This window comes from Pseudoscardovia radai, assembly GCF_002259605.1.
In the GTDB taxonomy this organism is placed as follows: Bacteria; Actinomycetota; Actinomycetes; order Actinomycetales; family Bifidobacteriaceae; genus Pseudoscardovia; species Pseudoscardovia radai.
In genome coordinates this window covers 128,604-148,085 of record NZ_MWWR01000003.1, presented here as the reverse complement: position 1 = coordinate 148,085, position 19,482 = coordinate 128,604, and the positions used below count along the sequence as shown (strand labels likewise).

The window sequence follows — 19,482 nt, the reverse complement described above, 5'->3', positions numbered from 1 at the left end:
AACCCGCCGCCTCGCCACCGACCACCTGCCACCAATGCGAAAATGCAAAAGGGACGCCCCCATCAGGGAGCGCCCCTTCGTCATGCGGTCTGCGGTACCACGCCTACAGCTCGAAACCGAGCTCCTCGGCGGCCTTCGTCGGCACCGGGTTGTCGCACCAGTAGAAGCCGAGGTTGTCTTCGTCGGTCAGGGACCGGATCTCGGCCTTGTCGATATACACCTCACCGCTCAGGTGGTCGGTTTCGTGCTGGAAGATACGCGCCGGCCAGCCGTGGAGATGCTCGGTGTGCCACTGCGCCTGCTCGTCCTGCCACGTGGCCTCGATGTCGAGCCAGCGCTTGCGCACGGCCTGGTAGCCCTCGAAGGAGAGGCATCCCTCGTAGAAGCTCGCGGTGGCGTCGCCGATGGGCTTGTAGGAGGGGTTGATGATGACGTGGAACGGAAGATCGTCGATCTCGCGCGGATCGCCCTCGTCATCCTTGCTCTTGTGGTCCTCCACCACGGCGAGGGCGAGACCCAGGTCGATCTGCGGGCCCGCGAGGCCGACGCCCGGCGCCGCGAGCATGGTGCGGCGCATGAGCTGGATGAGGTTCTTGAGCGTGCGCTCGTCGAGCTGGCCCGTGTACTCCTCGGTCTGGTGGCGCAGCACCGGCTCGCCCATCTGCGTGATGGGCGCCACGCCGTCCTTGCCGGCTTCGGAGATCATCTCGCGCACGGCCTTGTCGAGGTGCTTGTTCTTATTCGCCTTGTCGAATGCCATAATCGCCTTTCGTCGTTATGCGGATGGGTTTGCGGATGGGTTGACAGGTCTGCGGGTGGCGCATGTGGCCGGCGCATGCCTGCCGATGACGGCGGACGCGCTCAGATCTTGAGCTCGGGCCTCGCGCTCAGATCTTGAGCTCGTCGGCCACCACCTGCGCCAGGCGCTTGCAGACATCGTCGGCCTGCTCCTGCGTGGCAGCCTCGACCATGACGCGCACCAGCGGCTCGGTGCCGGAGGGGCGCAGCAGCACGCGGCCGGTGTCTCCGAGAACCTTCTCCTCGCGCTCCACGGCGGCCTGCACGGCGGCGTTGGTGGTGGCGGCCTTCTTGTCGACGTTCGGCACGTTGATCAGCGTCTGCGGCAGCTGCGGGAAGTCCGCGGCGAGCTCCTTGAGGCTCTTGCCGGACTTCATGACCTCGTAGCTCAGGCGCAGCGCGGTGAGCGTTCCGTCGCCGGTTGTGGCGAACTCGCGGTTGATGACGTGGCCGGACTGCTCGCCGCCCAGCGTGTAGCCGCCGCGCAGCATCTCCTCGAGCACATAGCGGTCGCCCACGTTCGTCTGCACGGTTGTGATGCCCATGTCCTTCAGGGCGAGCTTGAGGCCGAGGTTGCTCATGACGGTCACGACGAGCGTGTTGTGCGCGAGCTTGTTCTCGCGCTTGTAGGCGCGCGCGAGGATGCCCATGATCTGGTCGCCGTTGACGAGCGTGCCGTCCTCGTCCACCGCGAGGCAGCGGTCGGCGTCGCCATCGAAGGCCACGCCCATCTGCGCGTCGGAGGCCTTGACCATGGCCTGCAGCTGCTCGGGGTGGGTGGAGCCGGCGTGGTCGTTGATGTTGTAGCCGTCCGGGGATGCGTTGATGACCACCACGTCCGCGCCGGCACGGCGCAGGGCCTCGGGGGCCACGACGGAGGTGGCGCCGTTCGCGCAGTCCGCCACGATGCGCAGGCCTTTGAGTGGCTGCGGGGCGGGCTCGGTGGCGTCGGCCGGCTGCGGGGCCACGGCGGAGACCAGATGGTCGATGTACAGGTTGGTGGCGGTCACGGTGTCATGCGAGATGCGGCCGACGCCGGCACCGGTGGGGCGCTCCCAGTCCTGGCCGAGGATCGCCTCGATCTCGTCCTCCTTGGCGTCGGGCAGCTTGAAGCCGCCGCGCGCGAAGAACTTGATGCCGTTGTCGGGCATGGGGTTGTGCGAGGCGGAGATGACGGCGCCCATCTCGACGTTGAGCACCGACGTGAGGTATGCGATGCCCGGCGTGGGGATGATGCCCACGTCGATGACGTCGAAGCCGCCCGCGGCCATGCCCGCGCCGAGCGCCGCGGCGAGGAAGTCGCCCGAAACGCGCGTGTCGCGTCCGATGAGGGCACGATGCCGCCCCTCCGTCTTCTTCTCGTCGCCGAGCACTCGCACGGCGGCGTCGCCGAGGTCCAGCGCCAGCTGGGCGTCCAGATCACGATTCGCCAGTCCTCGCACACCATCGGTGCCGAACATCTGAGGCATTGCAGCTCCTCCACTTGGCGCCCCTGCGTTGCGGGACGCACACGAATTCGCGCGGGGCTCCGTTGGCCTCCGCGCACCCACAGACAAATATAGCGGCCGCCCGCCCGAAGGCAGACGACCGCCACGATTTCGACACACGATGTCAACGTGTCACGCGAGGGAATCGTTGTACGTCCTCACGCGCAGCGTGCGGCGGGAGCCGTCGACGTTCTCCACCACCATGCGGCGCAGCGCGCGGTCGGCGTCCTCGTGCGAGGCGAGCCAGGCGTCGCCGGCCTGGACGAGCGCGGCCGGGTCCGCGTAGCTCGGGTACAGGCCGGAGCCGCGCGAGGTGCCCTGAAGCAGCGCCTCGGACATGTGGAAGGTGCGGTTCTTCCACACCCAGTCCACGGCCTCGAAGTACTTGGCGACGTACGGCTCCTGCAGCTCGGGGCTCGGGGTGAGCGAGAAGCCGCCGGCAAGGTCCTCGATCTGCGAGTTCGTCAGCGTGTCGTCATGCAGCGCGGTGTCCCACGCCCACGCCTTGGCCTCGGGCGTCGGGATGGCGCCCTTGGCCATGTAGGCGAACTGGCGGTTCTCGGTGGTCTCGTTCTTGGCGAGCTCGGCGTCGATCTGCTCCGCGGTCTCGAAGCCGGCGGATGCGAGCGCCACGATGATGCCCCAGCGCATGTTGTTGTCGATCTCGAGGCCATCGAGCGTCACGGTGCCGTCGAGCAGGCCGCGCGCGTCGGCTTCGAAATCGTCTCCCTGGCCGTAGCCCAGCCACGAGTTGACCAGCTGGAACTGCTCGTCGGAGCCCGGTGCGGCCTCGTTCGCGAGCTGCCACAGGCGCGTGGCGACGTGCGAGACCATCTCCTTGCGGCGCGAGGCGGCCGTATAGTGGAACGCCGCCGTGGACACCTGCCCGAGGGCGTAGCGGAAGGTGGTCGACTCGCGTTCGGTGGCGAGCGCCGCGAGCGACGTTTCGATGAAGCTTTCCGCCGGCAGCTCGGCGTCGCGCGTCATATCCCACAGCGCGAGCCACACGATGGAGCGGGCCAGCGCGTCGTCGAAGCGGTACAGGTTCTTGAGGGCGAAGTCGAGCGAGGCGGGGTCGAAGCGCAGCTTCGCGTAGGTCAGGTCGTCGTCGTTGATGAGGATGAACGCCGGACGCTTGCGGCCGATGGCCTCGGTGACCTGCGTGGCGGCGCCGTCGACGTCGAGTTCGAAGCGGGCGGTGCGCACGATGCGGCCGGTCGCCGCATCCTCGCCGTCGGCCACATCGTAGAAGCCCACGGCCAGGCGGTGCGGACGCAGCACCGGATGCTCGGCCGGCGCGGTCTGCTCGATGGTGAACCCGGTGATGGTGCCGTCGGCGGCGGTGTCGACCTTCGCGCCCAGCGTAGTGATGCCGGACTGCTCGAGCCACGTGGCGCTCCAGGCCTTGAGGTCGCGGCCGCTGGCCTTCTCGAGCTCGGCGAGCAGGTCGGCGAGCGTGGCGTTGCCGTAGGCGTGCTTGGTCAGGTAGCTGTGGATGCCGGCAAAGAACGGCTTGCGGCCCACGTAGGCCACGAGCTGGCGCAGCACCGAGGCGCCCTTGGCGTAGGTGATGCCGTCGAAGTTGACGTAGGTGTCGTTGAGGTCATGGATCGGCGCGACGATCGGGTGCGTGGTCGGGCGCTGGTCCTGCGCCTCGCCCCAGCTCTTCTCGCCGGAGCTGAACGTGGCCCATGCGTCCTTCCAATCGGTGGCCTCGGCCGTGCACAGCGTCGACATGAATTCGGCGAAGGATTCGTTGAGCCACAGGTCGTTCCACCACTTCATGGTGACGAGGTCGCCGAACCACATGTGGGCGAGCTCGTGCAGCACGGTGACCACGCGGCGCTCCGCGAGCGCGTCGGTGACCTTCGACTCGAATACGTAGGAGTCGCGGATGGTGACGGTGCCGATGTTCTCCATGGCGCCCGCGTTGTATTCGGGTACGAAGAGCTGGTCGTACTTGGCGTAGGGGTACGGCACGCCCCACTGCTCGTTGTAGAAGGCGAAGCCCTTCTTCGTGATGTCGAAGAGGTAGTCGACGTCCTTGGCCATGGCGTCCTTGAGGGCCTGGCGGCAGTAGATGCCCATGGGCACGGTGCGGCCGTCCTCGTTGGCGTATTCGGTGTGCCAGCTGGCGTAAGGGCCGGCGCAGAAGGCCGTGAGGTAGCTGCTCATGGCGGGGGTCGGCTCGAAGCGCCAGGTCTTGGTGGCTTCGGCGGCCTGGTCGCCGGCGGTGGCGGGCTCGGCGGCGGTGACGTCGGCGGCGGGCATGTTCGTCACGACGGTCCACGATTCGGGGGCCGTGACCGTGAACGTGAACACGGCCTTGATATCGGGCTGGTCGAACACGGCGTAGACGCGGCGGGCGTCCGGCACCTCGAACTGGGAGTAGAGGTACACGTTGCCGTCAGAGGGGTCGACGCTGCGGTGCAGGCCCTCGCCGGTATGCGAGTACTGGCAGGTGGCCGCCACGGTGACGGTGTTGTGCTCGGCCAGGCCCTCGAGCTCGATGCGCGAGTCCTTGTAGACGGCGGCCGGGTCAAGGGCGCGGCCGTTGAGCTCCACGGATTCCACGCGGTCGGTGGAGTCGACGATGAGGTCGAGGAAGGTAGAGGCGCCCGGCTTGGCGTCGAAGGTGACGGTGGTGACGGAACCGAAGTTCTCGGTGCGTTCCGATCCGTCGGATTTGTCGCCGCCCGTCAGGTCGAGCGCGACGGCGTACTGGGGGACGCCGCGGACGACTCCGCGGCGTTCGATGGCTTCCTGCTGGGTGAGATTCGCTCCTGGCATACTGCTCCTTGCTCGGTGCTTCTTCGTGTTGTGGTCGCGTCTCGACCGCACGGCGCCCGGTGCCGTGCCGGTTCGCACCGCGGTCTTCCCGCCCCTGCGGGTGCGCGGCCGGTTATTCACATGCAACCATACCCGACTCTCGCCCATGCGGCAGCCACCGCCGCGGCACCTGATGCCTATGGAGACTCAGATGAAATCGTACATATAGAGGATCTCGATGTCCTCGATGGAGTACCGATTGACGAAATCGCGCTTCTCCTGCTCGGTCATGCGCGCGGCGCTGCCAAAGCCGTTCATGCAATTGATGAAATTGTCAACCAGCCCCATGTTGCACTTGATCCTGTCATACAGGCTGAGTTTCTCGCGCTTCTCGGTCGGCGCAGTCTGCTCGGTCTGCTCGGTCTTCTCAATCAGCTCGGCCTGGTCGGTCTGGTCATTTTTCTCTTCCATAGTCTTTTCCCCTTCGTGTAACTGTGTGCGGATGCAGATTGGAACCCTTCATGAAGCCCTGCACCACCGTCTTCGGCGATGTCACGAACTCCATATAAAAATGCTAAACCCGCGACACGCCGTACTGAAGAACTTCACTTTTCATCGCGCACCATCCCCGCAGCGCAACGGCACAACACCACAGCGGCGCCATCGTGTACCTTCCTCCCGCCGCCCGCCGGTACCATGGCAGTGACGGAAGGAGCGCGGAGCATGAACATCGACATCATCGCCCCCGGGCGCATCAAGGAGCGCTACCTGCGCGACGCGATCGACGAGTATTCGAAGCGGCTGCAGCGTTTTTGCAAGCTGAGCATCTACGAGGTGGCCGACGAGAAAACGCCCGAGCACGCGACGCCCGGCACCGACGAGCTCATCAAACGCAAGGAAGGCGAGCGCATCGCGAAGCATATCAAGGACGGCGCGTATGTGATTGCGCTCGCCATCGACGGGCAGATGCTCGCCTCGGAGCGGTTCGCGGCGAAGCTCGACGACCTCGCACTGCACGGCGCCAGCCACATCCAGTTCATCATCGGCGGCTCGCTCGGGCTGGCGCCCGAGATCCTGGCGCGCGCCGACTGGAAGCTGAGCTTCTCCCCCATGACCTTCCCGCACCAGCTCATGCGCGTGATCCTGCTCGAGCAGGTCTACCGCGCGTTCAAGATCAATGCGCACGAGCCGTACCATAAGTAGAAACCAAGTGCACCGCGCCGGAAACCGACGCCCCAGACCAGCAAAGAAGCCCCATGCACGCCGGCATCGCAAACATCAACCACGTGGCGCCGTATGTGAACGACCTCGAGGCGGCGAAGGATTCCTTCGTCACCTATCTGGGCCCACGGCGAATGACGAGTACCATAATCCGACCACCGACTTCCGCTCGTATTTCCTCAGCTTCGGCGAGGGTACGCACGATGGAGCCGCACATGATGGGACTATGCCACGAAGATATGCCACGTGTGCAGGATTCGGGTTGAACTTGCCGCGTACTTGCCACGTACTTACCAGCAGGTGGCAAGTAAGTGGCAAGTAACAAGTAAGTCGAAAAACATCCGTCGACGGCGGCAACACATTGCCCGAAGTGCAGACCCCATGCCCTTTCCCGAAACGATGGTACGGTTTGCGGACATAAGTCGTGCATTTTCCGTAAAAAACAGACGGAATTTGTCCGCAAGCCATCACATTGTTCCCGGAGGGAATCAGATGTCTTCCAGGCGGTCGGGGTCGCGGATGAGGATGTCGCGGCGGCGACGGGCGATGTAGCCTTCCTCCTCCAGGAAGCGAAGCTTGCGCGAGAGGGTTTCGGGCGTGGTGCCCAGATACGATGCCAGCTCGCGCATGGTCATCGGAATGCGGATGCGCGGCGACCCGCCCGCGCCTTTCGACAGGTCGAGCAGATACATCGCGAGGCGCTCCTCCACGCGGCCCATCGTGAGGAACTGCGCCTGCTCCTCGGCGCGCGCCATCTTGCCGGCGACCGCCGACAGCAGGCGCAGGCTCAGCTGCGGATGCGTGCCGAGCAGCTCCATGAAGTCGCTGCGCCGCAGGATGCACACCTTGGTGTCGCCCAGCGCCTCGCCGTAGAGATTATGCGCCGGCGCGGCGTTCGCGGCCGTGTCTGCAGCCGCGGCGCCATCGTTGTCAAAAAGCCGCGCCTCGCCCTCATACCCGCCGGGCTCGACCACACGCAGCAGCTGCTCGCGCCCGTTGGGCGAGATGCGGTACACCTTCATGCTGCCGCGCGCCACGATGGTCAGCTGCGGTTCGGACGCCGGGGAGAAGACGATGTCGCCTTTGCCGAACATGCGGAAACGCGTCTTGCGCTGGATCTCCATCTGGTCGTCGAGGACCAGGCCGTCGAACAACGGCACCAGCTGCACGCACAGGTCATGCGGCATATCGTCTCCTTCCCCGGTCCGATGCGCGGGATTCCCTACTGTACACGAGCGGCGTCGGCGTTCGTACCCGCAGCGCCCGTGCCTCCCTCCGCCTCATACAGGCGATGCGCCTCCTGAAGCATGCGATACGTCCCTTCGAGCGTCATGCAGGCGTCGTCCGGAATCGCGTACCCGCCGGTCAGGCGGCTGATCTGCGCGAGCTCCTCGCCGACCTGCGGCTGCGCCCCATGCGACGCCGCCACGCGGTCGCGAATCGTCTCATAGTTCCTGCGCACCTCGAACACCTCGGGGTGATGCGCCGCGTGCGCGCGCGTGATGGCGAGGGTGCCCAGGTCGAGGCGGTCGAGGTTGGCAGTGATGTAGTCGGTGAATGCGGTCATGGTCTGTCCTTTCGGGATATGTAGGTTATGCGGGTTGCGTGGCTTGCACTACAGGTTCGCTGCGTGGAGCGAGGCTCCACACCTCACGCGACGCTCGTGCCGAGCACCGGGTATCCGACGGTTTCGATGGCCTTCGCCACGGTCTGCGCATCGGTGCGGGCGTCGTCGAAGCGGAACTTCACCTTGCTGTTGGCGAACGAGACGTGCACCGTGTCGCTGTCCACGCCCGGCACCGAGCGCGCGGCGGCCTCGATCTTGAGCATGCAGGACGGGCAGGTGAGGGTGTCGAGTTTCAGGGTTGCGGTTTTCATGGGTTCTCCTTGTCTTTGTTGTGTTTTTCGAGATCTGGTGTCGGTCGGTTGCGGAATGCTCCACGATTCGCCCGGTCTGTAACGGCGGGGCAATCGTGTAGTTTCGCCACACGCCGCTTATTTCACGCGGTACCGCAGCAGGCGCATGCCGTTGAGAATCACCGCCAGCACGCTCGCCTCGTGGACGAACATGCCCACGGCCATGGTGAGCCACGATGTGAGCACGAGGCCCGAGAGCAGCAGCGCCACCGCTCCCACCGCGATCGCGATGTTCTCGCGCATGTTGCGCACCGTACGCTTCGCCAGGCCGTACGCGTGCGGCAGACGCGAGAAGTCGGAGTCCGCGAGCACCACGTCGGAGGTGTCGATGGCCACGTCGGTGCCGTTGCCCATCGCGATGCCCACGTCCGCGAGCGCGAGGGACGGGCTGTCGTTGATGCCGTCGCCGACGAACACCACGCGGTGGCCTTCGTCGCGCAGGCGCGAGATGTACGCGGCCTTCTGGTCGGGCAGCATGCCGCCAACCGCGCGGTCGAGGCCAAGGCCGGCCGTCATGAGGTCGACGGCGCGCTGGTTGTCGCCCGAGAGCACCACGATGTTCCTGGCGCCCAGGCGGCGCAGGTTCCCGATGCCGTCGGCGATGCCGGGGCGCAGGCGGTCGCGCACGCCGAGCATGAGGCGGATGCGTCCGTCGAGGGCCACGGCCACGAGCGAATCGCCGTGCGATTCGAGCTCGGCCGCGTCCGCGTGGGCCGTGGGGCCGAGCTCCACGCCTTCCGTTTCGAGGAAGCGTGGGCTGCCGACGAGGATCCGGTGGCCGTCGTGCACGGCGCGGATTCCGCCGCCCGTCACCACCGACACCTCGTCCACCTGTGGGGCGGGGACATCGTCGAAATGCCGCACGATGGCCTTCGCCAGCGGGTGCTGCGACTGCGCCTCCACGCCGACGAGGTAGCGCGTGGCGTCATCGGGGGCGGAGGATGTCCCGGCAGCGTCGTCAGGGGCGAGGGCGATGGAATCGTCGTAGCGCCTCACGTCCGTCACCTGCGGCATGCCGACCGTGATCGTGCCGGTTTTGTCAAACACGAAGGTGCCGACGGAGCTCAGGCGGTGCGTCACCTCGCTGCCTTTGATGAGCACGCCGTGGCGCGCGCCGTTGCCGATGCCGGCCATATTCGACACGGGCACGCCGATGACGAGCGCGCCGGGGCAGCCGAGCACGAGCATGGTGATGGCGAGGTCGACGCGGCGCGTCACCAGACCCACGATGACGGCGATGACGAGCACCGCCGGCGTGTAGTACGTGGCGAAGCGGTCGATGAAGCGTTCCTCTTTGGATTTGGAGTCCTGCGCGTTTTCGACGAGCTCGATGATCTTGCCGAAGGTGGTGTCCTCCCCCACCGTGTCGGCGCGGATGGTCAGCATGCCGTCGTCGAGCAGGGTGCCGGCGGAGGCGCTCGAGCCCTCGGCTTTGTCAACGGGGATGGGCTCGCCGGTGATGGCGGATTCGTTGACGAGGCCGGCGCCCGATGTCACCACGCCATCGACGGGGATGCGGTCGCCGGTGACGACCTTGACGATGTCGCCGACGCGCACATCGTCGACCGGAACGGTTTCGAAAGTACCGTCGGTGCGGCGGACCGCGGCGGATTGCGGCGCCATGTCGGCGAGGGCGCCGATGGCCGAGCGCGTCTGGTTGAGCGTATAGCGCTCGATCTGGCCGCCGACGAGGAAGAGGAACGTGACGATGGCGGATTCGTCCCAGCTGCCGATAAGGAATGCGCCGAACACGGCGATGCTCACGAGCACGTCGATGGATATGACCCGGACGCGCAGTGCCTGCACCGCCTGGATGAGGATCGGCAGCACGCCGATGACCGAGGCGGCGATAGACGCCGCGGCGTAGGCCGGCTGCGAGTGCAGGGCGAAGCGCGCGACCAGGCCGGCGGCGATAAGCGCGCCGCCGATGATGGTGAGCTGCGGCTTGTGACGCAGGATGAAGCTCTGCATGGGCGGGGCCTCCTTTCGTGATGTCTGTCACGATGTCTTGATGGTGCCCAAGATACGGGCGCCGCACCGGGAAAACATTGACCGCCGTCAAGTTCGGGGAATTCCTTTGGGATTATTGAGAGGAGCCGAGCGAGGCTGGTGGGACGCTGCCGTGCAGGTTCGAAGCATCCGGCGCCCCTGTGCACCGGAAGTCTCTCCCATCCGTCTATACGGACACCCGCGCGATTGCGTCGGCGAATGGGCAAAGCCGCATGATTCCGCGGTTTTCCGGCATCCGCCATGTGTTCGATACACGTGCGAAAACCTATCTGCCGGTTTGTGGGGTCCCGCGGCGCGAGACGCCGACGCAATTTCAACGTTTTCGAGCCCCGTATACTCGCCCCACCCCCGAAAAAGGACCTCACAAACCGCGAAATACACCCCCGGAGCCGTATCGAACACCCCGGAATGCGGCTATGAGTCCACGATTCCTGCGCCGCGATGGGATACGCCAGACAGCATGCACCCAGCGCCATAACGACCAGGGCCGCGATGACGCGGACCGGTTTGCCGCCGGTCTTCGGCTTGGCGGCGCCTTCGGGATTGGTGCCGGCCTTCGGTTTGTTGCAAGTCATGGTGCCCCGTATGTCGGTCAGCCATCCGGAACGGTCCATGTTTTCAGCCCCGGTCGACCGATGGTGATGGATTACATACGGACGCCCGAATAGTCCCCGTAGCAACCCGTGAGTAAGTTGGACTTGGCGCCGGCTGCACGCAGCGCGCACGCACCGTCTGCACGAAACCCGTCGGGCCGGCAATCGCAACGGAAAACACAAGAAGAAAAGGAAGGTACACGTGGTCACCAAGGATTTCTGGGTGCTGCTGGCCATGGTCCTGTATTTTGTGACCATGCTGTCCATCGGATTCGCCTACTCCAAGCGGTCCAACTCGTCAGCAAAGCAGTACTTCGCGGGAGGCCGCGGCGTCGGTCCGTGGCTGACGGCCCTGAGCGCCGAGGCGTCGGATATGAGCGGCTGGCTGCTCATGGGCCTGCCTGGCCTGGCGTATTTCACCGGCGCGGCCGACGCCATGTGGACGGCCATCGGCCTGGCGATCGGAACATATCTCAACTGGAAGCTCGTCGCACGCCGCCTGCGCCGCTACTCCGTGGTGGCCGGCGACGCCATCACGGTGCCGGACTTCTTCTCCAAGCGCTTCCATGACCGCAAGAACGTCATCTCCACCATCGCGGCGCTGATCATCCTCGTGTTCTTCTGCGTCTACGTGGGCAGCTGCTTCGTGACGGTCGGCAAGCTCTTCTCCACGCTGTTCGGCTGGGACTACCACCTGACGATGGTCATCGGCGCGGCCGTGGTGTTCGCGTACACGCTGATCGGCGGCTACCTGTCCGTGGTCGTGACCGACTTCATCCAGGGCATGCTCATGTTCTTCGCCCTCGCCGTGGTGTTCATCGGCTCCGTGGCCTCCGTCGGCGGCGTCGACAACACGGTGGCGTTCCTGCGCGGCATCCCAGGCTTCCTCGACGGCACGCATACGGCCACCCCGGTGCTCGACGCCATGGGCCAGCAGATCGTGCGCGACGGCCAGGCCGTGTTCGGCTCCCCCACGGACTACGGCATCATCTCCATCGTCTCCATGCTCGCCTGGGGCCTGGGCTACTTCGGCATGCCGCAGGTGCTTGTGCGATTCCTGTCGATCCGCAGCTCCGAGGAGATCCGCAAGTCCCGTATCATCGCCACCACGTGGTGCGTTATCTCGCTGACATGCGGCGTGTGCATCGGCCTGGCCGGCCGCGCCATGATGCCGACGCAGTTCGCCACGCAGGCCACCGCCGAGAACGTGTTCATCGTCATTGCGCAGGCGCTGCTGCCCAGCTTCCTGTGCGGCATCGTGGTGTCGGGCATCTTCGCCGCCTCCATGAGCTCGTCGTCGTCCTACCTCATCATCGGCGCGAGCGCCGTGGGCGAGAACATCTACCGCGGCGTCATCAACCGCAAGGCCAGCGACCGCCAGGTCATGCGCGTGGCGCGCGGCACGCTGCTCGTCATGTTCCTGTTCGGCATCTTCGTGGCCTTCGACCAGAATTCCTCGATCTTCCAGGTGGTCTCCTACGCGTGGGCCGGTCTCGGCGCGTCGTTCGGCCCGCTGATGCTGACGTCGCTGTACTGGCGCCGCACGAACAAGTACGGCGCGATCGCGGGCATGCTCTCGGGCACCGCGATGGTGCTTATCTGGCATAACCTCGTCAAGCCGCTGGGTGGCGTGTGGGGCATCTACGAGCTGCTGCCGGCGTTCATCGTCTCGCTGCTGTTCATCGTGGTGGTCTCGCTGCTGACGCCCGCCCCGGAGGCCGAGGTGCTGCATGAGTTCGACCATTACCTCGACGATCCGAAGGGCGACGATATGATCGACTCCACGCTCGCCTCGAATATGGAGGTCGAGGAGGAGCGCCGCGAGGAGCTGTAAAACAGACGATGGCGCTGCATAACCGCCTGGGCACACGATTGCCTTGATGCACGATTTGAAGGCGGGTGATTGAAGGTGGCGGGCCTACGCGGTCCGCCACCTTGCATAAGAGGGAGCGGCGCCGGAGCGCAACGCTCCCCGCCTCATCCGCCTACAACGCAAAACCGCCCCTCGCAAAGCGAAAGGCGGTTCCGTGAATCGTGAAGATCTATTGCAGATCCATACCAGTTATCAGTGCATCACTTGGTGCCGGCGGGCAGCTGCGCGGCCTCGTCCTCGTCGGCGATGTCGGCCACGACCGGCACAATCATCGGACGGCGATGCCACTTGCGCGAGATCCAGCCGCCGAGCGTGCGGCGCATGACCTGCTGCAGCTTCTGCGTATTCGTCGTGCCCGACAGCAACGCGTCCTCGAGGTTGCGCACGATCTGATCCTTGACGGACTCGATGCTGCTCTCGTCCTCCGCCACGGCGTTGAGGAAGATCTTCGGGTCGGTGACGACCTCCTTGTTCTCGGAGTCCACCACCACGAAAGCACTCACGAAGCCCTCCTCGGAGAGGATGCGGCGCTTCTCGAGGTCATCGTCGGTCAGTTCGCCCACGGAATCGCCGTCGACGTACACGTAACCGCACGGCACGGAGCCGACGACCGCGGCTTGGCCGTGGTAGAGGTCCACCACGTCGCCGTCCTCGGCGAGCACCACGTTCTGCGGCGGAACGCCGGTCTTGACCGCAACGAGGCCATTCGCCACGAGGTGGCGGTTCTCGCCGTGGATCGGCATGGCGCACTTGGGCTTGATGATGTTGTACAGGTACAGCAGCTCGCCCTGGTTCGCATGGCCGGAGACATGGATCGCCGCGTTGTCGCGGTTGACAACCTTCGCGCCGAGGCGCGTGAGCTTGTTGATGACGCCGTACACGCTGTTCTCGTTGCCCGGGATAAGCGAGCTGGCGAGGATCACCGTGTCGAACTCCTCGATGTGGATGTCCGGGTGGTTGCCGTCGGCGATGCGGCCGAGCGCGGCGAGCGGCTCGCCCTGCGAACCCGTGCACATGTACACGATCTTGTCGTCCTGGATGTCCGCGGACTTCTTGAGGTCCACGACGGTGCCCTCGGGGATGTGCAGGTAGCCCTTGTCGGCGGCGATGGCCATGTTGCGCACCATGGAGCGGCCGACGAACACCACCTTGCGGCCGTACTTGTGGGCGGCGTCGACGACCTGCTGCACGCGGTGCACGTGGCTGGAGAACGATGCCACGATGATCTTGCGCGTGGCCTCGGCGAAGGCCTTGTCGAGCGCCGGGGCGATGGACGTCTCGGGCTTGACGAAGCCGGGGACCTCGGCGTTCGTGGAATCGCACATGAACAGGTCGACGCCCGGGTTCTCGCCGAGGCGGCCGAATTCCACGAGGTCGGTGATCTTGTGGTCGAGCGGCAGCTGGTCGAGCTTGATGTCGCCGGTGTCGATGAGGCTGCCGGCGGGCGTGCGCACGAACACGGCGAGCGCGTCCGGGATGGAGTGCGTGACGGTGATGAACTCGAGGTTGAACGGGCCCACCTTGGCCTTGTCACGGCCCTGGACGACGTGCATGACCGGGTTGATCTTATGCTCGTCGCACTTGGCCTTGACGAAGGCGAGCGTCAGCTCGGAACCGTACAGCGGGATGTCCGGACGCAGGCGCAGGAGGTACGGCACGCCGCCGATATGGTCCTCGTGGCCATGCGTGAGGACCATGCCCTCGACCTTGTCGAGACGGTCCTTGATATAGGAGAAATCGGGCAGGATGAGATCGACGCCTGGCTGCTCCTCCTCGGGGAAGAGCACGCCGCAGTCGATGATGAGGATGTGGCCGTTGTACTCGACCACGTTCATGTTGCGGCCGATTTCGCCGAGTCCGCCGAGCGGCACGATGCGCATCGAGCCCTTGCGGTACTTCGGCGGGGCGACGAGACCGAGTTCCGGCGTCTGGTTTCCGCCGACCTCATGGCTGCGCGGCGCCGAAGAACGGCGGCCGCGTCCACGGCGGGAGGCGGAGCCGGAGGAGCGCCGGGGCTTGCCCGTATTTCGCTTTTCTGTTGTGGTATCTGCCATAGCTGCTTTCTATCCTTACGCGCGCCGCGCGGCGGGACGCCGGAGCGGCGGACCCTCGGGCCCGTCCGGTTCCGGCCGCCTCCCCGCGCGGTGCTTCCTGTGTCCGCGCCCTATGCGCGAACCTCACATCTTGAGCTATGCGACAGGTGTGCGTTGTGGTCGTCGCGGCCGCCCGGGCGGGGCGGTCGCGGATCCGGATGTCCGGGCCCTTCGGGGCCCGGTGCTGGGGAATCTCAGATCAGACCGGCGGCACGCATGCCGTCTTCGACCTTCTTGTACTGTTCGTCATTCGCCTCGACGTTCGGCAGACGCATCGCGGCGCTGGGGATATAGCCCTTCACCTTGAGGGCGGCCTTCGCCATGACGGCCTGGAAGCCGTCGCCGTTAAGCGCATGCACGACGGGCACGAGGCGCGCGGCGATGCTCTCCGCCTCGCGGATATCGCCGCGGTCGAAGGCCTCGACGAGCTCGCGCATCGGCGTGCTTGCCACGTGGGCGATGACGGAGATGACGCCGACGGCGCCCACGGAGAGGAACGGCAGGAAGATGCCGTCGTCGCCGGAATACCACGTCAGTCCGGTGCGGTTGTGACGCTCCAGGGCGTTGGCGAGGTTACCGGTGGCGTCCTTGACGGCCGCGACGTGCTCGAGCTTGGCGAGCTCGTCGTACGTCTCGGTGGCGATCTTCACGCCGGTGCGACCCGGAACGTCGTACACGATGATCGGCTTGTCGGACACGGCATCGACGGCACGGTAGTGCTCGATGATGCCGGCCTGGGAAGGACGGGAGTAGTACGGCGCGACGATCAGCAGAGCGTCGGCGCCGGCCTCCTGGATGTTCTCCGCCATGCGCACGGTGTGGGCGGTGTCGTTGGAGCCCGCACCGGAGATGACCGGCACGTTCACGGCTTCCTTGACGGCGCGAACAAGGTCGATCTTCTCATCCATATGCGTGCAGGGCGACTCACCGGTCGTGCCATTGACAAGCAGTCCGTCGGCGCCGTCCTTCACGAGCTGCTGCGCCAGCTTCTGGGCGGCGTCGTAATCGATGCTGCCGTCATCCTTCATAGGGGTGACCATAGCCGGGATGATACGCCCGAACGGCGCGGGATCAAGCAGATGAGAAGTAGCTTCAGTCATGTCTCTAACGGTAGACCGTGGGCGCGACTCTCCACAAGGGGGTTAGGTTACCGTTGTGTTGCGCGGACGGGCGGGGCGGCGGGGCGGGCGAGTGCGGCGGCGCGAAAAGCCCCGCGCCGCGGCATGGCGGTGCGGGGCGTGTTGTGAATCGTCGCGGTCCACGATTCGCCCGATCCTCACACGATTCCGGATTCTCCTAGGAATCGGCGATCCGATGCGGAAGCCCGGCATCGGTGAAGATTACGAAACGGTGTCGGACTTACGAAATCGTGGATTCTCGCGGCCCTTTACAGATCGAGGTAGTTGTCGAGACCCACGGTGACCGTGCCCGGGTTCTCCCCCGCGTGGCGCACGGCCAGCAGGACGCCCGGCATGAAGGAGCTGCGGTCGAAGCTGTCGGCGCGCAGGACGAGCTGCTCGCCCGGATTGCCGAACAGCACCTCCTCGTGCGCGTTGAGGCCGCGCAGGCGCACGGCGTGCACATGAATGCCGTCCACCACCTGGCCGCGGGAGCCGCCGTCGGTCTGCGTGTTATCGGGAATCGGGCCCATGCCGGCGTCCTTGCGGGCGGCGGCGATGGCGTGCGCCGTGTGGATGGCGGTGCCGGACGGGGCGTCCACCTTGTTCGGGTGGTGCATTTCCACGATTTCCACGGACTCGAAGTACTTGGCGGCCTGGGCGGCGAAGTTCTCGGCCAGGACCGTGGAGATGGCGAAATTCGGGGCGATGAACACGCTGACGTCCGGATGGGAGGCCAGCGCCTCCTTAACGCGGGCGAGCTTCTCGTCGGTCCAGCCGGTGGTGCCGACCACAACGTTCACGCCCTGGTTCACGAGGGCGAGCACGTTGTCAAGCGAGGCGGCCGGGACCGTAAACTCCACCACCACGTCGGTGTTCTCCGGGGTGATCTGCGTCAGGTCGTCGCCGGCGTCGAGGGCCTTGGCCAGCTCGGTGTCGGGGGCGTTCTTAACGGCGTCGACGACCGTCGCGCCCATGCGCCCCTTGGCGCCCACCACTGAGACTCGAATCATGATTCCTCCATCCAATCGTTAATCGTTCGTATTCCGATCTCTTGCGGTCCCGCCGGGGTTGGGGCCGGCCGGGCCACTGCCACGAGACCGCATCCATCCACAGTTCTACTCGACGCCCGCTACAGATACAGGAATCGTCGACACCACCCCGAAATCGTCTACAACGGGTGCCACCACACCCGCCCAACGCCATCTCACCGGAGAAATCGTCAAAAACCAACCCCAAATCGCCTTCGGCGGGTGCCACCACACCCGCCTAACGCCATTCTGGCCACCCAACCGAAGCAAAACACTCCAAAATCGTCTTAAGCGGGTGCCACAACACCCGCCTAAGACGCATCCCCTCATCTCACCACTGACCGCGGCGGGCGGACAGCGCGGCGAGCGCGATGAGCGGAATCGACACGGCGCACGCGGCCATCGGCAGGGCGAGGCCGGCGTTCGGACCGGCGTGGTCGAGCACTACGCCCACAATCGTGGAGCCAATCGACTGGCCGATGTTCACGGATGTGCTCAGCCACGAGAGTCCCTCAGTCAGGAAGTTCGGCGACACGGTCTGCTTGACGATGAGGTTGCCGGTGGCGTAGATCGGCGCCACGCCCAGGCCGGCGACGAGCTCGATCGCGCCGATGAGCACGAGGTTCTCCCCCGCCAGATGGATGCCGACGAATCCGAGCGTGAGGTACGCCATGAACACGAGCATGTGCTTCCAATGCGAGCCGCGCAGCCGCACGCTGCCGAACACCAGCGCGCCGATGCACGAGCCGACGGCGAACATGGCCAGCTGCACGCCGACGATGTTCGCGCGCCCGAGCGCCTTGGTGAGGCTGGTCATGGAGACGTCGAACATCGAGAAGCACATGTTGAACACGACCCACATGATCATGAGCATGAGCATGCCCGGGAACTGCAGGGCGCTGTGCTTCGACGGGTCCGCCTTGGCACGCAGGGGCTCCGTCGTATCGAAGGCGGAGGCGGAAGCAAAGGCGTCGGAGGCAGACGATTCTTCCGCCGTTCCGCGCGCCGCATCCTCACGCGCCGCATCCCCGCGCGCCGTCGTATCAACGGGCGTGAGGACGGCGACGGGCGGCTCGGTGCGTTTCTGCAGGAAATACACGGCGCCGCCGATGCCCGCCGCGGCCGCCGCCACGAAGAACGGCGCGACCGGGTGAATCGAGGTGGCGAGCCCGGCCGTGAGAATCGGCCCGAGGATGAACACCACCTCATCCACCGCGGATTCGAAGGCATACGCGGTGTTGAGCAGGTTCGGGTCGCCTTGGTCGCGCAGGGCCCACGACCAGCGGGTGCGCACCAGCGCACCGAACGCGAACTGCGTGGCGCCGATGCCGGCCGCGAGCACGAACAGAACCGTCAGCGGTACGCGCATCATGGCCGCAAGTGCGAAGGCCACGAGCACGGCCACCTCGGCGCCGAGCGCGATCCAGCCGACGCGGCTCTGGCCGTATCGGTCGAAAAGGCGCGCGTACACCGGGGTGGCGATGGCCATGGCGAGCACGCAGACCGCGCTCATGGTGCCGGCGACGGTCCAGTTGTCGTACAGGTTGTTGAGCGCAAGCACGATGCCGAGGCTGGTCATCGACATCGGCAGGCGTGCGAGGGCGCCGGCGGCGGAGAAGGCCTTGGTGCCGGGGATGGAGAAGACACGGGCGTACGGCGAGCGGTGACCGCGCGGGGACGGCTCCGGCGTGCGCGACGGCGAGGGGGCTATCGTGTTCCTGCGTGCCATCGCAACCTCACGCGCGACCCGCGTACACGTACTTGTCGAGGAGCTCGTCGGAGCAGAACGACGGGATGCGCGGCGTCTCGGCCACGCGTTCGAGGCCGTGGGCATCGTAGAAGCCGTAACTGCAGCCGCTGTCGGTGAACAGGAAGTAGCGCGAAACGCCGCGGGAGCGCAGGTGGTCGAGAAAGCCGGAGAACAGGCGGCCTCCGATGCCCCGGCCACGGGCGCGCGGCGACACGATGAACAACTGGAGCTCCGCGTCGAAGGCGCCGTGCACGCGGCGGCATGCGGATTCGAGAAGCATGTGGTTCACGTCGATGTCGGCGTCGATGTCATGCACGATGCGTTCGCCGCCGGTGACGTTCCCGGCCTGGGCGCGGCGATCGCTACGGAGGCGGGCGGCGCCGGGCAGGGCGGGGGCGTCGCCGCGCACGGTGCCGAGCGCGAGGCCGAGCAGGCTTCCGTCGGCGTCAAGGGCGACGCGGCCGTAGGTGGTGTGGGGAAGGTAGCGCAGTACGTCGACATGCGAGGCATAGGCGAACGATTCGTCGGTCGGGTAATACGCGCGGTCGAACCAGGTCTCGCGGTCGAGGCGCGCGACCGCGGGGATATCGTCCTCGCGGATGGCGCGGAAATGCGGCGCGGACGCGGACGCAGCGACGTGCGCGGCGTGCACACCGGACGGCGCCACGATTCGCGCGGCGTGCGCGGTCTGCGCGATCCGGTCTGCGGGCGATGACGGGGCGGTCTGCGCCGGCGCCGTCATCGTCGGAATGGTTGTTTCTGCCTGTTCTGCCGTTGAGACGCCAGTCGTCATCTGGCTTTCCGACGACACCATGTCACACT

At 66.0% G+C, this 19,482-nt stretch carries 15 protein-coding genes; 2 read left to right on the top strand and 13 right to left on the bottom strand.

All coding sequences use genetic code 11. The annotated features are described in order from the left end of the window. Nucleotides 1-103 precede the first annotated feature (103 nt). From PSRA_RS01700 to PSRA_RS01685, 4 genes are all read right to left on the bottom strand, one after another. Nucleotides 104-706 (bottom strand): peptide deformylase, encoded by a 603-nt coding sequence (locus PSRA_RS01700; protein WP_420820533.1) that lies wholly within the window; start codon nucleotides 704-706, stop codon nucleotides 104-106. A 181-nt stretch (nucleotides 707-887) separates the two neighbouring features. Continuing rightward, the gene (gene glmM, locus PSRA_RS01695) at nucleotides 888-2,267 is read right to left on the bottom strand and encodes a phosphoglucosamine mutase (protein ID WP_094660130.1); all 1,380 of its coding nucleotides are present in this window, start codon (nucleotides 2,265-2,267) and stop codon (nucleotides 888-890) included. Between the two features lie 150 nt (nucleotides 2,268-2,417). Then, complete coding sequence (gene pepN, locus PSRA_RS01690) at nucleotides 2,418-5,075, bottom strand: aminopeptidase N (protein ID WP_094660129.1); 2,658 nt, start codon at nucleotides 5,073-5,075, stop codon at nucleotides 2,418-2,420. A 186-nt stretch (nucleotides 5,076-5,261) separates the two neighbouring features. Beyond that, nucleotides 5,262-5,525: a hypothetical protein gene (locus PSRA_RS01685; RefSeq protein ID WP_094660128.1), complete on the bottom strand. Its 264-nt coding sequence runs from the start codon at nucleotides 5,523-5,525 to the stop codon at nucleotides 5,262-5,264. Between the two features lie 252 nt (nucleotides 5,526-5,777). Between PSRA_RS01685 and rlmH the strand changes: the two genes are divergently transcribed. After that, nucleotides 5,778-6,257, top strand: a complete 480-nt coding sequence (rlmH, locus tag PSRA_RS01680; RefSeq protein ID WP_094660127.1) for a 23S rRNA (pseudouridine(1915)-N(3))-methyltransferase RlmH — start codon at nucleotides 5,778-5,780, stop codon at nucleotides 6,255-6,257. Between the two features lie 506 nt (nucleotides 6,258-6,763). Here rlmH and PSRA_RS01670 read toward each other — a convergent pair. The 4 genes from PSRA_RS01670 to PSRA_RS01655 all read right to left on the bottom strand — a co-directional run bounded on the left by PSRA_RS01670 (nucleotide 6,764) and on the right by PSRA_RS01655 (nucleotide 10,163). Then, nucleotides 6,764-7,462 (bottom strand): Crp/Fnr family transcriptional regulator, encoded by a 699-nt coding sequence (locus tag PSRA_RS01670; RefSeq protein ID WP_094660126.1) that lies wholly within the window; start codon nucleotides 7,460-7,462, stop codon nucleotides 6,764-6,766. A gap of 35 nt (nucleotides 7,463-7,497) precedes the next feature. Continuing rightward, entirely contained in the window at nucleotides 7,498-7,842 is a 345-nt protein-coding gene (locus PSRA_RS01665; protein WP_094660125.1) for an iron-sulfur cluster repair di-iron protein, ric, read from the bottom strand. An 83-nt stretch (nucleotides 7,843-7,925) separates the two neighbouring features. Beyond that, on the bottom strand, nucleotides 7,926-8,153 hold the full coding sequence (locus PSRA_RS01660; RefSeq protein WP_094660124.1) for a heavy-metal-associated domain-containing protein: 228 nt from the start codon (nucleotides 8,151-8,153) through the stop codon (nucleotides 7,926-7,928). A 117-nt stretch (nucleotides 8,154-8,270) separates the two neighbouring features. Continuing rightward, nucleotides 8,271-10,163: a heavy metal translocating P-type ATPase gene (locus tag PSRA_RS01655; RefSeq protein ID WP_094660123.1), complete on the bottom strand. Its 1,893-nt coding sequence runs from the start codon at nucleotides 10,161-10,163 to the stop codon at nucleotides 8,271-8,273. An 867-nt stretch (nucleotides 10,164-11,030) separates the two neighbouring features. On the opposite strand from PSRA_RS01655, the gene PSRA_RS01650 reads away from it, so the two are divergent. Continuing rightward, complete coding sequence (locus PSRA_RS01650) at nucleotides 11,031-12,629, top strand: sodium/proline symporter (protein ID WP_211280475.1); 1,599 nt, start codon at nucleotides 11,031-11,033, stop codon at nucleotides 12,627-12,629. A gap of 239 nt (nucleotides 12,630-12,868) precedes the next feature. On the opposite strand, the gene PSRA_RS01645 is transcribed toward PSRA_RS01650, so the two are convergent. The 5 genes from PSRA_RS01645 to PSRA_RS01625 all read right to left on the bottom strand — a co-directional run bounded on the left by PSRA_RS01645 (nucleotide 12,869) and on the right by PSRA_RS01625 (nucleotide 19,474). Next, entirely contained in the window at nucleotides 12,869-14,722 is a 1,854-nt protein-coding gene (locus tag PSRA_RS01645) for a ribonuclease J (protein WP_094660121.1), read from the bottom strand. 233 nt (nucleotides 14,723-14,955) lie between these two features. Then, complete coding sequence (gene dapA / locus PSRA_RS01640) at nucleotides 14,956-15,861, bottom strand: 4-hydroxy-tetrahydrodipicolinate synthase (RefSeq protein ID WP_094660120.1); 906 nt, start codon at nucleotides 15,859-15,861, stop codon at nucleotides 14,956-14,958. 287 nt (nucleotides 15,862-16,148) lie between these two features. Beyond that, a complete protein-coding gene (gene dapB, locus PSRA_RS01635) occupies nucleotides 16,149-16,892 on the bottom strand; it encodes a 4-hydroxy-tetrahydrodipicolinate reductase (RefSeq protein WP_094660119.1) in 744 nt (247 codons plus the stop codon). A gap of 349 nt (nucleotides 16,893-17,241) precedes the next feature. After that, nucleotides 17,242-18,639: an MFS transporter gene (locus PSRA_RS01630; protein WP_094660118.1), complete on the bottom strand. Its 1,398-nt coding sequence runs from the start codon at nucleotides 18,637-18,639 to the stop codon at nucleotides 17,242-17,244. 7 nt (nucleotides 18,640-18,646) lie between these two features. After that, the gene (locus tag PSRA_RS01625) at nucleotides 18,647-19,474 is read right to left on the bottom strand and encodes a GNAT family N-acetyltransferase (RefSeq protein ID WP_094660117.1); all 828 of its coding nucleotides are present in this window, start codon (nucleotides 19,472-19,474) and stop codon (nucleotides 18,647-18,649) included. Nucleotides 19,475-19,482 lie beyond the last annotated feature (8 nt).

Excerpts from the sequence above, each read along its gene's own strand:
- PSRA_RS01700 (WP_420820533.1), bottom strand. The coding sequence starts at position 706 with ATGATCTCCGAAGCCGGCAAGGACGGCGTGGCGCCCATCACGCAGATG.
- glmM (WP_094660130.1), bottom strand. The coding sequence starts at position 2,267 with ATGCCTCAGATGTTCGGCACCGATGGTGTGCGAGGACTGGCGAATCGT.
- pepN (WP_094660129.1), bottom strand. The coding sequence starts at position 5,075 with ATGCCAGGAGCGAATCTCACCCAGCAGGAAGCCATCGAACGCCGCGGA.
- PSRA_RS01685 (WP_094660128.1), bottom strand. The coding sequence starts at position 5,525 with ATGGAAGAGAAAAATGACCAGACCGACCAGGCCGAGCTGATTGAGAAG.
- rlmH (WP_094660127.1), top strand. The coding sequence starts at position 5,778 with ATGAACATCGACATCATCGCCCCCGGGCGCATCAAGGAGCGCTACCTG.
- PSRA_RS01670 (WP_094660126.1), bottom strand. The coding sequence starts at position 7,462 with ATGCCGCATGACCTGTGCGTGCAGCTGGTGCCGTTGTTCGACGGCCTG.
- PSRA_RS01665 (WP_094660125.1), bottom strand. The coding sequence starts at position 7,842 with ATGACCGCATTCACCGACTACATCACTGCCAACCTCGACCGCCTCGAC.
- PSRA_RS01660 (WP_094660124.1), bottom strand. The coding sequence starts at position 8,153 with ATGAAAACCGCAACCCTGAAACTCGACACCCTCACCTGCCCGTCCTGC.
- PSRA_RS01655 (WP_094660123.1), bottom strand. The coding sequence starts at position 10,163 with ATGCAGAGCTTCATCCTGCGTCACAAGCCGCAGCTCACCATCATCGGC.
- PSRA_RS01650 (WP_211280475.1), top strand. The coding sequence starts at position 11,031 with ATGGTCCTGTATTTTGTGACCATGCTGTCCATCGGATTCGCCTACTCC.
- PSRA_RS01645 (WP_094660121.1), bottom strand. The coding sequence starts at position 14,722 with ATGGCAGATACCACAACAGAAAAGCGAAATACGGGCAAGCCCCGGCGC.
- dapA (WP_094660120.1), bottom strand. The coding sequence starts at position 15,861 with ATGACTGAAGCTACTTCTCATCTGCTTGATCCCGCGCCGTTCGGGCGT.
- dapB (WP_094660119.1), bottom strand. The coding sequence starts at position 16,892 with ATGATTCGAGTCTCAGTGGTGGGCGCCAAGGGGCGCATGGGCGCGACG.
- PSRA_RS01630 (WP_094660118.1), bottom strand. The coding sequence starts at position 18,639 with ATGGCACGCAGGAACACGATAGCCCCCTCGCCGTCGCGCACGCCGGAG.
- PSRA_RS01625 (WP_094660117.1), bottom strand. The coding sequence starts at position 19,474 with ATGGTGTCGTCGGAAAGCCAGATGACGACTGGCGTCTCAACGGCAGAA.